This window comes from Nocardioides sp., assembly GCF_035503875.1.
Lineage (GTDB): Bacteria > Actinomycetota > Actinomycetes > Propionibacteriales > Nocardioidaceae > Nocardioides.
In genome coordinates this window covers 13,471-30,773 of sequence record NZ_DATJTA010000070.1, presented here as the reverse complement: position 1 = coordinate 30,773, position 17,303 = coordinate 13,471, and the positions used below count along the sequence as shown (strand labels likewise).

The window sequence follows — 17,303 nt, the reverse complement described above, 5'->3', positions numbered from 1 at the left end:
TGGTCCACCTCACGCCTTCTTGGCAATACCTCTGATTGATTCATCGCCATTCATGGCGTTCTGTCAGGGATCGAGGGCTTCACTTGGCCGATGTCGGCCAAAAAAGCAGAGGTATCGACTCGACGGGTCAGTCGCGCGAACGAGCGACGTAGGCCACGGCGTCCGGCTCCGAGAGCTCCACCCGGTCCACGACCTCGCCTCCGTCGCAGCGGCAGAGGGCGACGGTGACCGAGGACTCCGACCGGGTCAGGACCTCCCAGGTCCCACCGGCCTCCTGCCAGCGGAGCAGGCTCTCGAGCTGCCCCGTCTGCCCCGAGTCGGACACGTCACGACCCCGGCAGGAGACGGGACTCCGCCACCTCGAGGGTCGTCACCGGGCGCGCAGCCCCGGCTTGTGCTGGGGCCAGCGGCCCGGGTCGTCCTCGAGGCTCCCGCGGTCCCAGCCGCCGTGGTCGGCGGCGGCGCAGTAGGTCGCGTGCAGGAACTCCGCCAGGGTCCGGTCGGGGTCGTCGGAGTCGGCGACCACCTCGTACGGCAGCAGGAACTGGCGGAACTCGGTGCTGTAGTAGGCGCCGTCCGGACCCGGCGCGGCGGCGGAGAAGCCGTCCGGCTCGGGATAGGCGTACGAGTAGAACGCACCCTCGTCGCCTCCGCCGGGCCAGAAGCCGGCGCTGCTGAGCTCGCGCGAGTAACCCTGGGCCATCACCCAGTCACCGCAGTTCGGCGCGCCGCCGGGGTGGGTCGGCGCGTCCGCACCGGAGAACCGGGTGCAGGCCAGGTCCATGGCACCCCAGAAGAAGTGGACGGGGCTGACCTTGCCGGTGAAGTGGGACCGGAACTCCCCGAGGCCCCGGTCCGCCCGGACCAGCTGCTGCCAGAACAGGTGGGCGGCCTCGGGATCGTAGGTGGCGTGCTCGTAGTCCTCGTCGAACGGGATGGCCGGGTCGACCTCGTTGGGCCGGACGTCGACGTGCACCTCGATGCCGAGCTCCTCGAGCGCCGTCATGATGTCGCGGTAGTACTCGGCCACCGGCCGCGACGACAGCGCGACCACGCGCTGCCGGCCGTCGCTGCCGCGGATCCGCAGGTGGTGCTCGACGAAGTCGAGCTCGATGTCGAACGACCCCGTCCGGTGCGGGACGGTGCCGGTGGTCAGCCCGCGCGGGCTCACGTAGAGGGTGACCTGCCACCAGTGGTTGACGAGCGGCGCGTTCGAGAGCCGGATCTTGCCGACGATCTGCGTCACCATATGCAGGGTGTCGCGGGTGTCGGTCCAGTCCGCGACCTTCAGCCGCGGCCAGGACCGTCGCGCGTCGGGGGTGTGCGTCGTCATCCTCAGGCTCCCTGGGACTCGTCGGCGGTCGCGCTCGCCGGGGCGTTGAACAGCAGGTCCACGTACTCCGGGTGGCGCCGGATCCACTCCAGGATGAACGGGCAGACCACCAGCGCCTTGAGGCCACGCTCGCGGATGTCGTCGAGCGCCGCTCGCGCGAGCGTGCTGCCCACCCCCGCCCCCTCGAAGCCGGGGTCGACCTCGGTGTGGGTCAGCACCACCAGATCGCCGGCGTCCTGGTACTCGACGAAGCCCGCCACCACTCCCCCGTCGGCCTGGGCCTCGTAGCGGTGACGCCCTCGGTTGTCGGACACGGAGTACTCAGAGGACACGACGGTGGGGCCTTCCTGCCGGGGGTGGGGGGGGTTCGCATCCACCCTGACATGCCGTGCCGAAGCCGACGGCGCGAACCTCGCGTGCGATTCGCACCACCATCGGCCTGTCACACGATCCTCTGGTCGACGACGCGGGGCTCATCGCGCTGCGAACGAGAGGCATCCACCGCCGGGTGGTTCGCAATCCTCGGGTTCGGTACTTGACTGTTCGGATTGCTCACGGACCAGTCAGGGGTGCTCCAGGTCGGGCTGACGGCGGGTGTGACCGCCGGCCTGACCCGCTACTTCCTGGACTGGTTCACGCGACGCGCGGAGGAGCGTCCGCGCCACGGGCGGGTGTCGGAAGAGTTCTGAGTCTTCCGACCTCGTGGCGTCCTGAGCGTGAACCCGGAGCGTGACCCGTGCGGATCATTCAAGGGTGACCGGTCCGGCGGCGAGTCCGCACTCCCCAAAAGACTATCTAGAATCTTATCCTTGACACTTCGAATCACTTCTGAAACACTTCTCTGTACGAACACAGTCAAGCCAATTGGCTGCCACCCAGATGAGTAGGAGTGTGATTCGCATGAAGATCAGCATTGACACGGACGTGGACTCGTTCGGCAGCGCCATCGGAGCGGTTCACGCCGCGTACGGCGTGTCGTACACCGGAGGCAGTGCGCCACACGACGAGGAAGGGGGTGATAGCGATGACTTCCTCCCTGGAAAGTGGACACGGCCCCGTCTGAAGAAGCTGGTGGAGTGGCTCGGAGAGTCGGACGCCGCGATGGCGGTCCGATACATCGCTGAGCACGCTCCCGCTGTGGGCCTCGACGAGGTCTTCGAGTTCATGGGCGAAGAGACAGGCATCAAGCACTTCGATGGCAAGGCGATGGGTGGTCGCATGTCGGCAGTCGGATTTGCACGCAACGCCATCGGTGGAGGGGTGGGTCCGATCTACGACACGGACTACAACTCGAGGAAGTACCGCATGGACAAGAGGCTCGCGGCGGCCCTCCTCGAGGAACTGGATGCTTACGAAAACGCATGACCCGAATACGCGACGAAGCGGGCTGGCCGAACGGCGGGCCCGCTTCGTCGCGCCTGAGTGCCGACGTTCGCCCCGACCAGCAGCGGGTCGGCTGCGCTCGCGCTGAGCGTGGCTGTCCGGCGTCTCGACCACGACTTCGACGCGAGGTGCAACCAAGGCCGTCGGATCAGCCGAAGACCCCGTTCTCCGCGACGACCACGACAGTGAACCGTCCGTGTTCGACGTGGCGCTCCTTGCAGACGCACGGGATCTTCGGCTTCCCCGGGCCGTTGGTCTCTCCAGAGATCTCCGTGCACCCCCTTCAACCTCCGCGACCGCAATGACGAAGTGGAGCAGCCTTGAGGTGGCCCCGGCCCGGTTGCCGACGAACGACAAAGGCCTCTGTCCAGCGTTTCGGCCGGACAGAGGCCCTATCGGTTTGTGGAGCTGAGGGGATTCGAACCCCTGACCTTCTCATTGCGAACGAGACGCGCTACCAACTGCGCCACAGCCCCATCGCGCCCGAGGACGCGAGGCGAAACGTTAGCACCAGCCTCCCGGCCGGTCCCAATCGACCCGGCTCACCGGGCCGGAGGTCAGGATCCGACCGCTCGGTCGTCGCCGTCGGCGCGCTGCGCCTTCTCGACCTTGGCGGCCTCCTCGGCCTCGCGGGCGAGCCGGCTGTCGGCCTGGGCGTGGCCCGAGGACCACACGCCGGTGTCGTCGAGGGCGATGGTCCGGACGGTACGGCGCACCGCGGCCGGCTTGGAGACGTACGTCGGCAGCGTGACCGGCACCGGGTCCCAGAGCGTGGGGTCGACCTGGACGTCGGCGACGACCGCGATCTCCTCGGTGACCTCGCCCGGCTGCTCGGCAGCGACGGGCTCGACGGGCTCGGACGGCTGCTCCTCCGCCACGGGAGCGACCGGAGCCTCCGGGACGACGACTCGGGGCGCCAGGACGGCGTGCTCCTTCTTCACCATCACCCGGCACAGCACCAGCCAGGCGACGAGCAGCCCGCCGGGGATGGCGACGTACCACCAGGAGTGGACGTTCACGGCGGCCAGGGTGACGACCACGGCGTTGGCGAGCAGCAGCACGGCGAGCACGTTGCGGCGGCGCTTGGTCGCGCGGGCGACCGCGGCGCGGTGGGCACGCCGCTGGGCCGGGGTCAGCTCGACCGGAGCCGGCGCCGAGGTCTCCTCGACCGGGACGGCGTCCGCGGCCGAGGGCTTGGTGACGACGACGGCGGTCGACGCGGGACGGCCCGGCTGGACGACCAGTCGGGCGCTCTTGCGGTCGACCGGCTCGCGGCGCGCGAGCACGCGCATCCGCTGCGAGAACCGCTCGACCGATCGGCTGCGTACGGCGTCGTCGTGCGACCTCACGGCGACAGGGATGAGGTAGGCCGCCCACGCCACGGCCACGGCGACGAAGATCAGTCCACTCCCAAGGTCCACGGACGAGAGCGTAGGTTCGCCAGCACAAGGTGAGGCGGATGTCTACCCGTGTGTCGCGAGAGAACTTCTGTTACTGGTGTGACTCGGGCTCCGACAGCCGCGCCAGCAGCCCCTCGGGGCACTCCTCGCGGGTGATCGCGTAGAGCCGGTGGTCGCGCCAGTCGCCGTCGATGTGCAGGTAGCGGGGCGCGTAGCCGTACTCGGCCAGACCGAGCTTCTCGACCACCCGCAGCGAGTTGGTGTTCTCCGGCCGGATGGCGATCTCGACCCGGTGCAGACCCGCGGCGGTGAAGCAGTGGTCGACGACCAGCGCGACCGCGCGCGGGATCGCCCCGCGGCCGGCGTACTGCCTGTCGATCCAGTAGCCCACCGAGCCGAACTGCGCCGAGCCGCGCGCGATGTTGGTGACCGTCACCTGACCGGCGAACCGGCCGTCCACCTCGACCGCGAAGGGGTACGTCGTCCCCTGCCGGGCCTGGCGGCGCATCCGCCGGACCAGCCCCGCGAACGTGCTCGGGCGGATGCCCAGGTCCGGCGGGACCGTGGCCTCCCACGGCACCAGCCACGCGGCGTTGCGCTGCCGGGCCTCGCGCCACGCGCGCTGGTCGCGGACCCGCAGCGGACGCACGGTCACGTCGCCCGCGCTCAGGCGCACCGGCCAGGCCCGGACCGGGCCGCTCAGTGGTCGCTCCCGACGACCTGCTCGACCGCGTGCACCACGATCGGCGCGAGCACCGCGAGCCCGTCCTTCACGCCGCCGCGGGAGCCGGGCAGGTTCACCACCAGGCACGAGCCGGCGACCCCCGCGAGCCCCCGGGAGAGGGCGGCCGACGGGACGCCGTGGGCGACGCCGTACGCCCGGATCGCCTCGGCGATGCCGGGCACCTCACGGTCCAGCAGCGGGCGGGTGGCCTCGGGGGTCCGGTCGGTGGGGGTCAGCCCGGTGCCGCCGGTGGTCAGCACCAGGCGAGCACCCGCCGCGACGGCGTCCGCGATCGCCCGGCCCACCGGCTCGCCATCGGGTACGACGGCCGCGTCCTCGACCGCGAAGCCCAGCCCGCGCAGGGCCTCGACGATCAGCGGGCCGGTCTCGTCGGCGTACACGCCGGCCGCCGCGCGGTTGGACGCGACGACCACCGCGGCCGGGAGCGCGCCCTCAGCCATCGGCGCGGGTCCAGTCGCCGGACTTCCCACCCGACTTCGCCTCGACCCGCACGTCGGTGATGACCGCGCCCTTGTCGACGGCCTTGACCATGTCGACGACGGTCAGCGCGGCGACCGAGACGGCCGTCAGCGCCTCCATCTCGACGCCGGTGCGGTCCGAGGTCCGCACCGTGGCCGTGATGTCGACGGACGTGTCGGTGACGTCGAGGTCGACGGTGACGCCGGAGATCGCGAGCGGGTGGCACAGCGGCACCAGGTCGGGGGTCCGCTTGGCCGCCATGATCCCGGCGACCCGGGCGACCCCGAGCGCGTCGCCCTTGGGGACCCCCTCGCCCCGGAGAAGCTCGATGACCCGCGGCGCGACCAGCACGCGCCCGGACGCGGTGGCGGTCCGAGCGGTGACGTCCTTGGCGGAGACGTCGACCATCCGGGCCGCCCCGGACTCGTCGACGTGGGTCAGTCGGTCGCTCATGGCCGGTAGTAGATCAGTAGTCCAGGTCGAGCGGCAGCACGTCCACCTGCGCACCGGCCGCCAGCGAGGTCGTGTCCTCGGGGATCACGACCAGCGCGTTGGACGAGGCCAGGTCGCCGATCAGGTGCGAGCCCGGCCCGCCGACCGGCGAGACGGTGACGGTGGCGCCGTCGACGACGTACTCCCCCCGCAGGAACTGCCGCCGACCCTCCGGCGAGGTGACCGCGTGGGTCAGCCGGGCCGGCACCGTCGGGCGGGACCAGGGGGTCATGCCCATCAGCTTGCGCAGGGCGGGCAGCACGAACAGCTGGAAAGAGATGTACGACGACACCGGGTTGCCGGGCAGCGTGAAGATCGGCGTGTTGTCCTCGCCGACGAACCCGAAGCCCTGCGGCTTGCCGGGCTGCATCGCGACCGGCCCGAACCACACGCCCTTCGGCGCCAGCGCCTCCTTGACGACGTCGAAGTCGCCCTGCGAGACACCCCCGGAGGTGACGACGACGTCCGCGCGGACCAGCTGGTCCTCCAGCGCGTCGAGGAACGCCCCCGGCTCGTCCGGGACGATGCCCACCCGGTACGCGAGCGCACCGGCGCGGCGCGCGGCGGCGGCGAGCAGGAACGAGTTGCCGTCGTAGATCGAGTCGTGACCGAGGGGTACGCCGGGCTCGCGCAGCTCCGATCCCGTCGACAGGATCACCACGCGGGGCCGCGGCCGCGAGCGGACCGTCGCACGGCCGATCGACGCCAGCAGGCCCAGGTGCCGGGGGCCGAGGACGGTACCGCGCTCGACGACCAGGTCGCCGACGGAGACGTCCTCGCCCGCGGGTCGGATGTGCTGGCCCGGCTGGGGTGCGCGGGTGATCTCCACCTGGGCGACGCCCCGGTCGGTCCACTCGTAGGGGACGATCGCGTCGGCCCCCGCGGGCACGGGTGCACCGGTCATGATCTTGGCCGCGGTCCCCGGGGCGAGGGCGAGCAGCCGGGCGTTGCCGGCCCCGATCTCGCCGACCACGGGCAGGTGCACGGGCGAGCCGTCGGACGCGGAGACGACGTCCTGCGCGACGACGGCGTACCCGTCCATCGCGGAGTTGTCGAAGGACGGCAGCGCGACCTCGGCCGTGATGTCCTCGGCGCACGCCAGACCGAGGGCGTCCATCAGCGGCTGCGGGAAGACCGGCAGCGGCTCCAGGTCGCGCAGCACCCGGTCCAGGTGCTGCTCGACGGTGTCCGGCCCGGGTCCGCCCTGCTCAGGCATCGGAGGACAGCACGGTCTCGGCGGCGACCCGCTGGGCCGACGACGCCTCGAGGGACACCTCGCCGACGACCCGGACGCCGCGGCCGAACGTCCAGTCTCCCTCGACGGTGAGCGACGCGGCGTCGCGCAGCGACGGCGCGCCCTCGGGGAAGCGCTTGTCGAACTCGCCGACCAGCTTGTAGTGGTCGCCGTCGAGGTCGACGAACGGGATCGCGTCGGCGGTCTGGTCGAGCACGAAGTCCTGCCCGATGTCGTAGACGTCCGAGCGGAGCACGAGCAGGTCGTTCGTGGTCTTCACCGGCACGAACCGCTCCCGGGTGACCTCGATCAGCTGCGAGCCCTCGAACACCTCGATCGCGGCGCCCATGGCGGTCTCGACCTGGATCACCTCGGGGGTGCTCGTGTCGCCGGGGTCGACGTTCTTGACGTTGCGGATCAGCGGCAGCCCGAGGATGCCGTCGCGCTGGTCGAGCGCCGACTTCATCGCCGCCAGGTCGAACCACAGGTTGTTGGTGGAGGTGAACCGGTGCCGGTCGAGGTCGGCCAGCGCCTCCTTGTCGGCGTCCAGCGTCTGCGCGGTCTCGCGCAGCACGATCCGGCCGTCGCCCTTGCGGCGCGCGAAGTGGCCGCCCTTGCGGTCGGAGGGGGTACGGCGGACCGCCTCGATCGCGAACGGCGCACCGCTCGACGCGAACCAGCCGGCCACCCGGGCGTCGGGGACGGCGCCGAGGTTGTCGGAGTTGGACACGAACACCCGCTCGTAGCCGGCCGCGATCAACCGGTCGAGCAGCCCGGTGCCCCGGAGTGCGGTGTAGAGGTCGCCGTGCCCAGGCGGACACCACTCCAGCGTCGGGTCCTTCGGCCAGCTGACCGGCGACAGGTCCTTGGCCAGGAGCTTCGGCTCCTTGTTCTGCAGGAACTCCAGCGGGAGGCCCTCGACCGGCAGCGACTCGTAGCGCGCCAACGCGTCCACGGTGTCGGCGGAGGTGCGGAAGGAGTTCATGAAGATGAGCGGGAGGGTGGCGTCGTACTGCTCGCGCAGGTGCAGCACCTGGCGGGCGATGATGTCGAGGAACGACAGGCCGCGGCGTACGCACAGCAGCGACTTGGCGCGGTCCATCCCCATCGAGGTGCCGAGCCCGCCGTTGAGCTTGATCACCGCCGTACGGCGGATCGCCGCGGCGGCGACGTCCTCGGGCACGTCGACGTCGGCCAGCGCCGGCATGTCGACCGGGTCGATCGTCGACTCCGGGATCATCCCCGTCTCGCCGTGCTCCAAGAGCCGGTAGTAATGCGCGAAGGTCTCGATGGCGACGGGGTCGACGCCCTCGGCCGCCATCTTGTCGCGAGCCTGGTGCAGGCCTGGGCTACCCATGTCTCCGATCGTAGGCTCGCGGGGTGGACCATCGGCAATCGCTCCCGGAAAAGACCCGGAAGCTGGCCCTGCGCGATCAGCTGCTCACGGCCCGCAACCGCCGCCCCCTGGCCGAGGTCGGCGAGGTCGGCCGCCGGATCGCCGACCACCTCCTGGCCGCGCCGGAGGTACGACACGCGGCCACCGTCGCGGCGTACGTCTCGATCGGCACGGAGCCCGGTACCGGCCTGCTGCTGCGCGCCCTCGCCGACACCGGGCGGCGCGTGGTGCTGCCGGTGCTGCTGCCCGACGGCGACCTGGACTGGGGCACCTACCGCGGCGACGCCTCGCTGGCGCCGGCCCGGATGGGGCTGCTCGAGCCGGTCGACCGGCTCGGCGTGGACGCGATCGCCACCGCCGACGTCGTCCTCGTCCCCGGCCTCGCCGTCTCGCCCACCGGCCTGCGCCTCGGCCGCGGCGGCGGTTCCTACGACCGCGCCCTGGCCCGCGTCCCGCTCGGCACCGTCACCTGCGTGCTGCTGCACGACGAGGAGGTCGGCCTCGACGTCCCCGCCGAGCCGCACGACCGCGCCGTCACCGCCGCCGCCTCCCCCGCCGGGATCACCCGCTTCTGACCGGCGCCGACGCTCGTCCCACGGGGTTTCGAGGCTCAGGACTTCGTCCTTCGCACCTCAACCAGCGTGACTGGTCGGACTTCGTCCTTCGCACCTCAACCAGCGTCACTCGCCGCACGCTGGTTGAGGTGCGAGCGAAGCGAGCCTCGAAACCCGGCGAGCCGAGAAGCAGCGGTGGCCCGCGTCACTCGGCGTCGGCGCCGGGGACGAGGGTGAGCACGTGGACGGAGGCGTCCTCGACGGCGTCGGCGGAGAAGGGCCAGGCGAGCGACTCGCCCTCGGCCCACAGGTCGGTCTGGTCGGTGTAGTGGTCGCTGGCCGGGTGGCCGGAGACGCCGGTGAGGTTGATCCAACGGGACGCGTCGAAGTCGTCGAGGGAGACGACCATCCGCATCGACGGCGCCGAGGTCACCTCGTAGCCCTCGGCGGCGTCCCAGGCCGTGGCGTCGACGGTGCTGCTGCCGCCGCCGACCTCCCAGCCCTCGCGGTTGACCAGCCGCTCGACCGGGCCGATGCCGGACTCCCCCAGCGTCGGCGAGCGCAGCTCGAGTCGGTGCAGGTGGCCCCAGTCCCACCCGGACGGGTTCCGCGACTGGCGCCGGGTCAGCTCGTCGCGCGCGTCGCGCATCGCCCGCTCCAGGATCGCGTCGCGGTCCTCGACCTCCTCGGTGGTGGCGTCGTCCCACCACATGCTGCCGGGGCGCTCGAGCAGCCGATCGACCACGGCGTACCACCGCTGGCCCCCGTCGGGCCACTGGTCCTCGGGCAGCTCGTCGTGGAAGGTCAGCGCGAGCAGGTTGCGCCACACGACGTTGTAGTACGCCGCCGCCCCGCTGTCGGCGGACTGGCGGAAGTCCCAGTCGGCCAGCAGCTCCTGGCCCCCGGACCAGTAGCCGTCTGGCAGCTCCACGTCGAGGAGGTACGGCGTCAGCCGTTCGGCGAACGGGTGCCGGTCGTCGAGCTGGAGGTCGAGCATCGAGTCCACCGTCATCGGTCCGGAGTCGGCCAGCACCTCGCGGATCCGCTGCGAGCGCCAGCCGCGGTCCCAGTCGCCGGTGAGGAAGTACGGGTACTCGGTGTCGATCACGGCCTGGTTGGCCGCCACGAGGAAGCCCTCCTCGGGATCGCGCACGTTCGGCAGGCCGTCGTACGGGACGTACTCGCCGGTCCAGTCGTTCTCCGGACGCCAGCCGGCGGACGGGACGGTGCCGTCGTTGCCCGACTTGCGGATCGGGATCCGCCCCGGCGCCTGGTAGCCGATGTGGCCGGCGCGGTCGGCGTACAGCACGTTCTGCGACGGCACGGCGAAGGACGACAGCGCCGAGCGGAACGAGTCCCAGTCGTGGGCGAGGTTCAGGTCGAGGATCGCATCGGCGGTCGGCGCCGGCTCGAGCGCGGTCCAGGCCAGGGACACCGCGAACTCGCGCCCCTCCCGGGCCTGCTCCCCCACGTCCGCGAGCTCGTCGGCGACGTCGGAGAGGATCGGGCCGTGCCGCGTCGAGCGGACCGTCAGCTCGACGTCCTCGCCGCCAGCCACCTCGATGGTCTCGGTGCGGGTGCGCAGCGGGCGCCAGGCGCCGTCGTACCTCCACTCGTCGCCGCGGACCTGCTCCAGGTAGAGGTCGGTGACGTCGGGACCGAGGTTGGTGAAGCCCCAGGCGATGTCGGCGTTGTGGCCGATGATCACGCCGGGTACGCCGGAGAAGGTGAAGCCGGCGACGTCGAGCGGGCAGTCCCGGGAGACGGAGCGGCAGTGCAGGCCCATCTGCATCCACACCCCGGGCATGCCGACGCCGAGGTGCGGGTCGTTCGCGAGCAGCGGCGCACCGGTCGCCGAGTGCTCGCCGTCGACGACCCAGCTGTTGCTGCCGATGCCGTCCCCGCGGCCGAGCAGCGCCGGCATCCGGTCCAGGCCCTCGCGGACGCCGCGCAGCGCGGAGCGCTGGTCGGCGGTCCACGCCGGGCGCAGCGGGTTGCGGGTGCCGCCCGTGGTGGCGTCCTGCTCGAAGACGCCGTCGACGACCGCGCCCTGGTCGACGATCGGGTCGTGGTCGCCGAAGGGGTACGCCGGGTACAGGTCGCGCATCCGGGCCGCGCCGACCGCGGAGCTCGTCAGCACCCGGTCGATCTCGTCCTGCATGTTGCCGCGCAGGTCCCAGGCCATCGCCTTGAGCCACGCCAGCGAGTCGACCGGCGTCCAGTCCGCCGGAGCGTAGCCGAGACCGCCGAGGTTGAGGACGGTGTACTCGACGGCGAGCTGCCCCGGCGAGTGCTCGTCGAGGTAGGCGTTGACCCCGTCGGCGTACGCCTGGAGCAGCGCGCGGGTGTCCGGCCGGACCAGCGCCAGCTCCTGCTCGGCGACCCGGCGCCAGCCCATGGTGCGCACGTAGGAGTCGCTCTCGACCGCGTCCTCGCCGAACAGCTCCGCGAGCCGACCGGCCGTGGCGTGCCGGCGTACGTCCATCTCGAAGAAGCGCTCGGAGGCGTGCACGTAGCCCTGGGCGCGGACCAGGTCGGGCATCGAGTCGCCGTACAGCTGCGGGATGCCGTGCTCGTCCCGGACGACCTCGACCTCGCCCTCGAGACCGGCGATCTCCGCCTCCCCCTCGTTCTGGGGCAGCGGCCGGCGGGCCACGGCGACGACGGTCACCAGGCCCGCCACGAGCACGAGCACCAGGCCGACGACGACGTACGTCGTCACCCGGGCCCCGCGCGGCCAGGTGCGGAAGGCGACGCGCCACCGGGGCGGCGGGCGGTGGGCGGGGTCGGCCGAGGGGGTGCTGGTCATCGCCCGGCCATTGTGCCCGTGCCCTATGATTGGCACTCGCACTAGTCGAGTGCCAGCGATCCCGCACCACCAGCACGAGCCGGAGCCACGATGCCGACCTACCAGTACGCCTGCACCGAGTGCGACCACGCCTTCGAGCAGGTCCAGAGCTTCTCCGACGACTCCCTCACGGTGTGCCCCGAGTGCCAGGGGCGCCTGCGGAAGGTCTTCAACGCGGTCGGCGTGGTGTTCAAGGGCTCGGGCTTCTACCGCACCGACAGCCGGTCGGGGTCCTCCTCGTCGTCGTCCTCCTCCTCGTCGAGCTCGTCCGACGGCTCCGGCAGCTCGTCCGGCTCCGGCACCAAGACCGAGACGAAGAGCGAGAGCAAGCCGGCCGCCCCGGCGGCCACCAAGTCCGCGGACTGACGGTCTCCGGGTCCGCCTGTGGAGGACGCGGGCAGGGTCGGCTGATCCCTCCTAGCGTCGGAGGATGCTCCCCGACGCCGTCGCGCCTCCCGTCCGCCGACCCCTGCGTGCCCTGCGGTCCGTACGCCGCGCCGTCCTGACGCACCGACGGCTACTGGCCGCCGTACTCGCCGCCGTGGCCGTGGCCGCCGGTCTGCAGGCGGCCGCCGCCCCGCCTCCCGCGACGGTCGGTGTGACCGTCGCGGCCCGCGACGTCCCTGCGGGCGCCGTACTCACCGAGAGGGATCTGACCACCGCCGCCTTCGCCGTCGGCACGGTGCCCGACGACCTCGCGACCGACCCGGTGGGCCGCGCCCTCGCCTCCCCGCTGCGGCGCGGGGAGCCGGTCACCGACGTCCGGCTCCTCGGTCCGGCGCTGACCGAGGGGCACCCCGGCCGGGTCGCGCTGCCCGTACGACTGCCCGACGCCGGGATGGCCGGCCTGCTGCGGGTGGGCGACGTGGTGGACCTGGTCGCGGCCGACCCGCAGGGCGGACAGCCGGCCCTGGTCGCCGCCGAGGTGCCGGTGCTGGCCCTGCCCGCCGGCTCGACCGACTCCGGAGGCACCGGCCTGGGCGGGCGGCTGGTGGTCGTCGCGGCCCGGCCCGACGACGTACCCGTCATCGCCGACGCCGCCGCGAGGCTGTTCCTCAGCTACGCGTGGCGGGACTAGCCTCGACGCATGTTGAGTGGATTCAAGAACTTCATCCTGCGCGGCAACCTGGTCGAGCTCGCCGTCGCGTTCATCATCGGCGGCGCGTTCGCCACCGTCGTGACGGCGACCGTCGCCCTGATCATGGACCTGGTCGGGAAGGTCGGGGGGACGCCCGACTTCTCGTCCTACGCACCCGGAGGCGTCGGCGTCGGCGTCTGGCTCACCGCCGTGATCTCGTTCCTGATCCTGGCCGCGGTCGTGTACTTCTTCATCGTCACGCCGTACACGAAGGCCAAGGAGCGCTACTTCCCCAGCGCCCCTCCCGGGACCCCCGAGGACATCAAGCTGCTCCAGGAGATCCGCGACCTCCTCGCCACCCAGCAGGGCCGCTCGACGGGCGACCCGGAGCAGCCTCTGAGCTAGCTGCCGTGGTGGGGCGGCACCTGCGCACGCAGCCACGCGTCGCCGGCGTCGCCCCCCTCGCGGGTCGTCTCGTCGTCCCGCTCGTCCCGGGTCGTCTCGGGCAGCGCGTCGCCGAAGACCTCGGCGAGCCGGCGCCGACGCTCCCAGTCCGCCTCCGGACGCTCGCTCACGTGCAGAGCCCCGCGGCCTCGAGCGTGGCTCGCTGCTCCTCGTCGCGCTCGCTGCCACCGGCGGAGCCGTCGCCGCCGTTGCCGGCGCTCGCGTCACCCGACGGGGACTCGTCACCCGACGGGGACTCGCTGCCCGAGGCACCACCCGAGGTCGTGGGCGAGCCGGGGACGTTGGCGGCGTCGAGGGTGCCGGTGTCGAGGTTGCGCGACATCGGACGGTCGTTGAGGACCCGGTCCCAGACGCGCTGCGCGTCGTCGGTCCACACGACCCGGCCGCGGAACTCCTCGCGGGTGTCGTAGGCCCACGGGATGGTGATGAACCGGACCCGCTGCAGGCCGATGTCCTTGAACCCGAGGCCGACCTTGCTGAGCTTGAGCACGTTGTCGAGGCCGGGGTCGACCGTCAGCGACTTGGTCGCCGCTCGCAGGAAGCCGATCAGCCGGTCGGGACGGGCGAGCACGCCGCCGGACACGACCTTGTTGGCCATCGCCGCGATGAACGCCTGCTGGCGCTTGACCCGGCCGATGTCGGACCCGTCGCCGAGGGTGTAGCGCGCCCGGACGTAGTTGAGCGCCTCCTTGCCCCGGATCTCCCGGGTGCCGGCCTTGATGTCGATGTCGTGGGCCGGGTCGGAGATGTCCTCGGGGATGCAGACCGGGACGCCGTCGATGGCGTCGACCATGTCCTTGAACCCCGCGAAGTCGACGACGACGAAGTGGTCGACCTTGATGTCGGTGAGGGTCTGGAACTGCTGGATGGTGCACGCCGGCCCGCCCAGCGCGAACGCCTCGTTCCACATCGAGTTCTCGGCGCCGGAGATGGTGTCTCCGTTCTCGCCGATGCAGTCGGGACGGGTCACCAGGGAGTCACGCGGGATGCTGACGCCGTACGCCGACTTCCGGTCCCCCGAGAGGTGGAAGAGCAGGGTCGTGTCGGAGCGCTGGCCCGAGCCGGTCAGCCCGTCGATGTTGTTGCCGGCGCCGTCGCGGTCGTCGGAGCCCATCACCAGGATGTTGAGCGGCTCCTGCGGCTCGTCCGACTCCGGCTTCTCCGGCTCGTCGTAGAGCTGGTTGTCGAGGTCGAGGACCTCGATGTTGTGGTTCAGGTCGCGGTAGAGCCACACCGTGCCGAGACCGGTGACCATCCCGAGCACCACGACGGTCACCAGGAGCACCTTGCCGACGGTGTGCCGCTTGCGGGCCTTGCCGCGGCGGGCACCTCCGCGTCGGTCGCCACGCCGGGCCGCGGGGTCGCCGACCACCGGCTGGTCGGCCTGCTCGGCAGGCTGGCCGTCGGGGCCTTCGGGCATGCGGGTACTCCAGGAGATGGGGCGGGTTGACGCGCCCCCGAACCTACGGGTGCACATCAAATGGTGGGTGCGACCGGCGGCCAGGTCAAAACCGCGGCATGGCAGGATGTCCGCGCGATCGGCCCCAGTAGCTCAGCGGATAGAGCAGCCGCCTCCTAAGCGAAAGGTCGCAGGTTCGACTCCTGCCTGGGGCACCACCGACGTCAGTGATCGCGCAGCAGCACTCCCGCACCGGGGACCCGGTCGTCGATCCCGTGCTCGCGCAGCGCGTGCCACAGCGTGGCGGAGTTGATGGCGACGACCGGCTTGCCGAGCTCAGCCTCCAGGGTCTCGGCGAGCCCGACGAAGGACAGGTTCGTGCCCACTTGCACGATCGCCTCCACGTCCGGGCCGTCGAGCTCGGCGACGACCTCGCGCAGCCGCGGCTCCGCGACGCGGGCGATGTCGGTCGCGGTCGCGCAGCGCAGGCCGGTGATCGCGGCGACGTCGAAGCCCGCCTCGGTGAAGAAGCGGCCGACCTCGCGGTCGGCGACCGGCTGGTACGGCGAGAACACCGAGATCCGGCGTACGCCGAGCGCCTCGAGCCCCGCGCGGCAGGAGCTCGCGCCGGTCGTGACGGGCAGTCCGGTGTGCTCGCGGAGCCGGCGCTCGAACGCCGCGTTGCCCTCCACGCCGCCCCAGAACGTCTCGGCCGACATGCCCATGACCAGCCGGTCGGGCTCCGCGGTGAGCGCGTCCCGCACGGCGGTGTCGATCGAGGCCCGGATCTGCAGCAGCAGCGCCTCGAAGCCCGCGTCACCGTCCATGGTGGGGTTCGCGATGTGCATGGAGCCGGCGCGGAAGGCGACACCCTCGACGCCGGCGCGCCAGTAGTCGTGCTCGACGACGGTGTTGGTGCTCGGGACGATCACCCCGAACACGGCCCGGGTGCCCACGACGTTCGTCATCGGCCGACCTCCGCGAGGTGCAGGTCGACCGCGCGGTGCGCTCGCGCACGCGCCGTCGGGCGGTCGAGGAGCAGGGCGTCGACGAGCAGCGGGGAGACGATCGCGGCAACCGTGTCGTCTGCCGCGGTCCGCGAGACGCCGGCGTCGCGGAGGACGGCCTGGAACGGCGCCAGCAGGTCCCCGACGTAGCGCTGCCGCAGCTCCGCCGCGGCGGGGTCCGACCCCGCAGTCGCGGCGAGGGCCTGCAGGAACGCCCCCACCGGCTTGTCCCGGAGCCGGTTGCACAGGGCGTCGACCTCCGCGTGGAGGTCCTGCACCGGGTCGCCCGTGGGCGTACGGCGCGGGCTGGGTGCGACGTCGATGAGCGCGGCCAGGACGTCCGTCGGCGTGGGCCAGTGCCGGTAGATCGTCGATCGCGAGACCCCCGTCACCTGGTGCAGGCGCTGCGCCGTCAGCGCGGCCGCGCCCTCGGTCAGCAGCACGTCCAGCGCCGCGGTGAGCACCGTCGCGGTCGTGTCGTTCGCCGGCCCCGCGGGCCGTCCGGTTCTGGTCACGAGAGATAACGATACAACATGCACCGCTAATGTGATATCAATACATCCTGTATCGGTAAGTCGATGACGAACCACCACCCGAGGAGACCCCATGCGCCCCCACGTCGAGACCGTCGACGAGCGTGACCTGATCTGGCACATCGCCGAGTTCGAGCACGCCACCGGCACCGCCAAGCAACGCAACCTCTGCTACGACGAGGAGGACGGCTCGGCCTCGCTGAAGGTCCACTTCACCAGCGACTGGTCCCGGCCGGCGGGCGTCCACGTGGCCGACACCGAGTGGTACGTCCTCGAGGGCGAGGTGCGCATCGGCGACACCGTCCTCGGCCCGGAGGGCTACTGGCACGCCGCCGCCGGCGTCTGGACGCCGGAGCTCGAGGTCGCGGACGGCACCGTCGTCCTGCTGTGGCGTGAGTACGGCGACTGGACCTTCACGCCCGGCGACGAGAGCCTGGCGACGATGCGCGAGGACCAGAAGCTGATCGTGCTGCAGGTCCGCGACATGCCCTGGATCGACGTGCTCGAGGGCAGTCCGATGCGCTTCGACATCGGCGGCACCCCGGTGCCCGGCCTCTACATCAAACTGCTGCACCGCGACGCCAAGACCGGCTTCTACACCCGGCTCATCAAGGCCAAGCCCGGCTGGGTCGAGCACCCGCTCGCGCACCACCCCTGCAGCGAGGAGGCCTACTGCCTCGAGGGCGGCTTCGACTACAGCTTCGGCAAGATGTGGCCGGGCACCTACTTCTGGCGGCCCCCGCTCGTGCGGCACGGCGACTTCACCGCCGACCCCGAGCTCGGCTGCACCTGGATCCTGCGCTCCGACAGCGACCTCGTCGACTGGTACACCGAGGACGCCGGCATCGAGATGTACGGCACCCCGACCAACTGGGGCGAGGGCTTCCCGCACAGCGCCGCGCCGCGGCCCGTGCAGCCGGTGCGCTCGCGCAGCCTCGGCCCCTGGGCGGACCCGACCTACCAGTGAGCGAGCCCCA

Annotated in this window: 21 protein-coding genes and 2 tRNA genes; 8 read left to right on the top strand and 15 right to left on the bottom strand. The window is 71.8% G+C overall.

The features are described from left to right. Positions 1-127: 127 nt before the first annotated feature. The 3 genes from VMF51_RS16650 to VMF51_RS16640 are packed head-to-tail and all read right to left on the bottom strand — an operon-like array spanning position 128 to position 1,647. Positions 128-325, bottom strand: coding sequence for a hypothetical protein (locus tag VMF51_RS16650; protein WP_325475574.1), 198 nt, complete (start codon positions 323-325; stop codon positions 128-130). Between the two features lie 45 nt (positions 326-370). Further along, positions 371-1,333: a DUF5996 family protein gene (locus tag VMF51_RS16645; RefSeq protein WP_325475573.1), complete on the bottom strand. Its 963-nt coding sequence runs from the start codon at positions 1,331-1,333 to the stop codon at positions 371-373. Between the two features lie 2 nt (positions 1,334-1,335). Then, positions 1,336-1,647: a GNAT family N-acetyltransferase gene (locus tag VMF51_RS16640; RefSeq protein ID WP_325475572.1), complete on the bottom strand. Its 312-nt coding sequence runs from the start codon at positions 1,645-1,647 to the stop codon at positions 1,336-1,338. A gap of 234 nt (positions 1,648-1,881) precedes the next feature. Between VMF51_RS16640 and VMF51_RS16635 the strand changes: the two genes are divergently transcribed. Together VMF51_RS16635 and VMF51_RS16630 are read left to right on the top strand one after the other, a co-directional pair. Continuing rightward, entirely contained in the window at positions 1,882-2,022 is a 141-nt protein-coding gene (locus VMF51_RS16635) for a hypothetical protein (RefSeq protein ID WP_325475571.1), read from the top strand. A gap of 211 nt (positions 2,023-2,233) precedes the next feature. Further along, positions 2,234-2,698, top strand: a complete 465-nt coding sequence (locus tag VMF51_RS16630) for a hypothetical protein (RefSeq protein WP_325475570.1) — start codon at positions 2,234-2,236, stop codon at positions 2,696-2,698. Between the two features lie 421 nt (positions 2,699-3,119). Here the strand turns inward: VMF51_RS16630 and VMF51_RS16625 are convergent. From VMF51_RS16625 to VMF51_RS16595, 7 genes are all read right to left on the bottom strand, one after another. Continuing rightward, positions 3,120-3,192, bottom strand: a tRNA-Ala gene (locus VMF51_RS16625). 81 nt (positions 3,193-3,273) lie between these two features. After that, complete coding sequence (locus tag VMF51_RS16620) at positions 3,274-4,137, bottom strand: hypothetical protein (RefSeq protein ID WP_325475569.1); 864 nt, start codon at positions 4,135-4,137, stop codon at positions 3,274-3,276. Between the two features lie 70 nt (positions 4,138-4,207). After that, entirely contained in the window at positions 4,208-4,771 is a 564-nt protein-coding gene (locus VMF51_RS16615) for a GNAT family protein (RefSeq protein WP_325475568.1), read from the bottom strand. 44 nt (positions 4,772-4,815) lie between these two features. Then, entirely contained in the window at positions 4,816-5,301 is a 486-nt protein-coding gene (locus tag VMF51_RS16610) for a molybdenum cofactor synthesis domain-containing protein (RefSeq protein WP_325475567.1), read from the bottom strand. Beyond that, complete coding sequence (moaC, locus tag VMF51_RS16605) at positions 5,294-5,773, bottom strand: cyclic pyranopterin monophosphate synthase MoaC (RefSeq protein ID WP_325475566.1); 480 nt, start codon at positions 5,771-5,773, stop codon at positions 5,294-5,296. Before moaC ends, VMF51_RS16610 begins: the two co-directional genes overlap by 8 nt. A 13-nt stretch (positions 5,774-5,786) precedes the next feature. Next, complete coding sequence (gene glp, locus VMF51_RS16600; RefSeq protein WP_325475565.1) at positions 5,787-7,028, bottom strand: gephyrin-like molybdotransferase Glp; 1,242 nt, start codon at positions 7,026-7,028, stop codon at positions 5,787-5,789. Beyond that, positions 7,021-8,403 (bottom strand): UTP--glucose-1-phosphate uridylyltransferase, encoded by a 1,383-nt coding sequence (locus VMF51_RS16595; RefSeq protein ID WP_325475564.1) that lies wholly within the window; start codon positions 8,401-8,403, stop codon positions 7,021-7,023. The genes glp and VMF51_RS16595 overlap by 8 nt, the downstream gene beginning before the upstream one ends. A 23-nt stretch (positions 8,404-8,426) precedes the next feature. Here VMF51_RS16595 and VMF51_RS16590 point away from each other — a divergent pair, with 23 nt between their 5' ends. Further along, complete coding sequence (locus VMF51_RS16590; protein WP_325475563.1) at positions 8,427-9,017, top strand: 5-formyltetrahydrofolate cyclo-ligase; 591 nt, start codon at positions 8,427-8,429, stop codon at positions 9,015-9,017. Between the two features lie 184 nt (positions 9,018-9,201). Here the strand turns inward: VMF51_RS16590 and VMF51_RS16585 are convergent, their stop codons facing one another. Continuing rightward, positions 9,202-11,805, bottom strand: a complete 2,604-nt coding sequence (locus VMF51_RS16585) for a penicillin acylase family protein (RefSeq protein WP_325475562.1) — start codon at positions 11,803-11,805, stop codon at positions 9,202-9,204. A 90-nt stretch (positions 11,806-11,895) separates the two neighbouring features. Between VMF51_RS16585 and VMF51_RS16580 the strand changes: the two genes are divergently transcribed. From VMF51_RS16580 to VMF51_RS16570, 3 genes are all read left to right on the top strand, one after another. Then, positions 11,896-12,210: an FmdB family zinc ribbon protein gene (locus tag VMF51_RS16580; protein WP_325475561.1), complete on the top strand. Its 315-nt coding sequence runs from the start codon at positions 11,896-11,898 to the stop codon at positions 12,208-12,210. 64 nt (positions 12,211-12,274) lie between these two features. Continuing rightward, on the top strand, positions 12,275-12,922 hold the full coding sequence (locus VMF51_RS16575; RefSeq protein WP_325475560.1) for an SAF domain-containing protein: 648 nt from the start codon (positions 12,275-12,277) through the stop codon (positions 12,920-12,922). 12 nt (positions 12,923-12,934) lie between these two features. After that, complete coding sequence (locus VMF51_RS16570; RefSeq protein WP_414689481.1) at positions 12,935-13,327, top strand: MscL family protein; 393 nt, start codon at positions 12,935-12,937, stop codon at positions 13,325-13,327. On the opposite strand, the gene VMF51_RS16565 is transcribed toward VMF51_RS16570, so the two are convergent. After that, the gene (locus VMF51_RS16565) at positions 13,324-13,497 is read right to left on the bottom strand and encodes a hypothetical protein (protein ID WP_325475558.1); all 174 of its coding nucleotides are present in this window, start codon (positions 13,495-13,497) and stop codon (positions 13,324-13,326) included. The genes VMF51_RS16570 and VMF51_RS16565 overlap by 4 nt on opposite strands. Then, entirely contained in the window at positions 13,494-14,807 is a 1,314-nt protein-coding gene (locus VMF51_RS16560) for an LCP family protein (protein ID WP_325475557.1), read from the bottom strand. Before VMF51_RS16560 ends, VMF51_RS16565 begins: the two co-directional genes overlap by 4 nt. Before the next feature lie 121 nt (positions 14,808-14,928). On the opposite strand from VMF51_RS16560, the gene VMF51_RS16555 reads away from it, so the two are divergent. Next, positions 14,929-15,004 (top strand) — tRNA-Arg (locus VMF51_RS16555). A 6-nt stretch (positions 15,005-15,010) separates the two neighbouring features. Here the strand turns inward: VMF51_RS16555 and VMF51_RS16550 are convergent. Beyond that, the gene (locus VMF51_RS16550) at positions 15,011-15,754 is read right to left on the bottom strand and encodes a hypothetical protein (protein ID WP_325475556.1); all 744 of its coding nucleotides are present in this window, start codon (positions 15,752-15,754) and stop codon (positions 15,011-15,013) included. Further along, the gene (locus VMF51_RS16545) at positions 15,751-16,308 is read right to left on the bottom strand and encodes a TetR/AcrR family transcriptional regulator (protein WP_325475555.1); all 558 of its coding nucleotides are present in this window, start codon (positions 16,306-16,308) and stop codon (positions 15,751-15,753) included. Before VMF51_RS16545 ends, VMF51_RS16550 begins: the two co-directional genes overlap by 4 nt. A 91-nt stretch (positions 16,309-16,399) precedes the next feature. Between VMF51_RS16545 and VMF51_RS16540 the strand changes: the two genes are divergently transcribed. Continuing rightward, complete coding sequence (locus VMF51_RS16540; protein WP_325475554.1) at positions 16,400-17,293, top strand: DUF4437 domain-containing protein; 894 nt, start codon at positions 16,400-16,402, stop codon at positions 17,291-17,293. Positions 17,294-17,303 lie beyond the last annotated feature (10 nt).

What these genes read in the sequence shown, in the direction of transcription:
- VMF51_RS16645 (WP_325475573.1), bottom strand. Translation starts at nt 1,333, where the DNA reads ATGACGACGCACACCCCCGACGCGCGACGGTCCTGGCCGCGGCTGAAG.
- VMF51_RS16630 (WP_325475570.1), top strand. Translation starts at nt 2,234, where the DNA reads ATGAAGATCAGCATTGACACGGACGTGGACTCGTTCGGCAGCGCCATC.
- VMF51_RS16610 (WP_325475567.1), bottom strand. Translation starts at nt 5,301, where the DNA reads ATGGCTGAGGGCGCGCTCCCGGCCGCGGTGGTCGTCGCGTCCAACCGC.
- moaC (WP_325475566.1), bottom strand. Translation starts at nt 5,773, where the DNA reads ATGAGCGACCGACTGACCCACGTCGACGAGTCCGGGGCGGCCCGGATG.
- glp (WP_325475565.1), bottom strand. Translation starts at nt 7,028, where the DNA reads ATGCCTGAGCAGGGCGGACCCGGGCCGGACACCGTCGAGCAGCACCTG.
- VMF51_RS16595 (WP_325475564.1), bottom strand. Translation starts at nt 8,403, where the DNA reads ATGGGTAGCCCAGGCCTGCACCAGGCTCGCGACAAGATGGCGGCCGAG.
- VMF51_RS16585 (WP_325475562.1), bottom strand. Translation starts at nt 11,805, where the DNA reads ATGACCAGCACCCCCTCGGCCGACCCCGCCCACCGCCCGCCGCCCCGG.
- VMF51_RS16580 (WP_325475561.1), top strand. Translation starts at nt 11,896, where the DNA reads ATGCCGACCTACCAGTACGCCTGCACCGAGTGCGACCACGCCTTCGAG.
- VMF51_RS16575 (WP_325475560.1), top strand. Translation starts at nt 12,275, where the DNA reads ATGCTCCCCGACGCCGTCGCGCCTCCCGTCCGCCGACCCCTGCGTGCC.
- VMF51_RS16560 (WP_325475557.1), bottom strand. Translation starts at nt 14,807, where the DNA reads ATGCCCGAAGGCCCCGACGGCCAGCCTGCCGAGCAGGCCGACCAGCCG.
- VMF51_RS16550 (WP_325475556.1), bottom strand. Translation starts at nt 15,754, where the DNA reads ATGACGAACGTCGTGGGCACCCGGGCCGTGTTCGGGGTGATCGTCCCG.
- VMF51_RS16540 (WP_325475554.1), top strand. Translation starts at nt 16,400, where the DNA reads ATGCGCCCCCACGTCGAGACCGTCGACGAGCGTGACCTGATCTGGCAC.